This window comes from Romboutsia sp. 13368 (assembly GCF_018336475.1).
In the GTDB taxonomy this organism is placed as follows: Bacteria; Bacillota; Clostridia; order Peptostreptococcales; family Peptostreptococcaceae; genus Romboutsia.
In genome coordinates this window covers 1537486-1538590 of sequence record NZ_CP048741.1, presented here as the reverse complement: position 1 = coordinate 1538590, position 1105 = coordinate 1537486, and the positions used below count along the sequence as shown (strand labels likewise).

Below are 1105 nucleotides of genomic sequence, written 5' to 3'. Positions count from 1 at the left end.
TTAAAACTAATGGTTGTTTAACATCTCTTATTAATGATGGANTAAACAGTTTTGCAATATACCGAAAAATTAAAAAATTAAATATGGGTTTGAGTAATTAAAGGAGAAATCATGAAAGGCGAAAAGCAAGAAGTAAAAGATAGTAAATATTTAATATCTCACATACAGTCTCAATATACAAGATTTAGTAAAGGTCAAAAGCTTATAGCTCAATATATTTTAAAAAACTATGATAAAGTTGCATTTATGACTGCTTGTAAGTTAGGAGAAGAAGTAGGTGTTAGTGAATCTACTGTTGTAAGATTTGCAAATGCATTGGGATATTCTGGATATCCTAAACTTCAAGATGCTCTTCAAGAGCTTATAAAAAATAAGTTGACTACAGTACAAAGAGTTGATATGGTAACAGAATTTAATGATGATTCTGCCATACTTAAAAAAATACTAAAAAGTGATATGGACAACATAAAAGAAACTTTAGATGAAATAGATGAAAAAGCATTTGAAGAAGCAGCAAATAGAATTTTAAAAGCAAAACGAATTTATATTCTAGGAATGAGAAGTTCTTTTACAATAGCTCAGTATTTAGGATTTTACTTAGGTATAATATTAGATAGTGTTCATGTTGTAAGAATGGACATGGGAGATGCATTTGAACAAGTTGTAAAGATAAATGAAGATGATGTTTTAATATCAATAAGTTTCCCAAGATATTCTAAAAAATCTTATCAAATAGTAAGTTATGCTAAGGAAAAAGGAGCACATATAATTTCCTTAACTGATAGTTTATTTGCACCAGTTGCATCTTTAAGCGATAATTTATTATTAGTAAAAAGTAATATGGCATCATTTGTTGACTCTTTAGTTCCAGCTTTAAGTGTGGCAAATGCACTTATAGTATCAGTTGGTATGAAGGAAAAGGAAAATATAAAACAGCAATTTGATGATTTAGAAACTATGTGGGAAAAATATTCTGTTTATGAATAGATTATATTATAGAGTATATCAAAAGAATAGAACTTATATATTGTGATATAGAAGTATATAAGTATATGATTTTGGCATACTCTTTTTTTAGTGTATAATAAAATTATATATAATAAAT

Annotated in this window: 1 protein-coding gene; it reads left to right on the top strand. The window is 26.6% G+C overall.

Annotation, left to right across the window (positions count from 1 at the left end; all coding sequences use genetic code 11):
• Positions 1–111 precede the first annotated feature (111 nt).
• Positions 112–987, top strand: coding sequence for a MurR/RpiR family transcriptional regulator (locus tag G3997_RS06195; RefSeq protein WP_296644498.1), 876 nt, complete (start codon positions 112–114; stop codon positions 985–987).
• Positions 988–1105 lie beyond the last annotated feature (118 nt).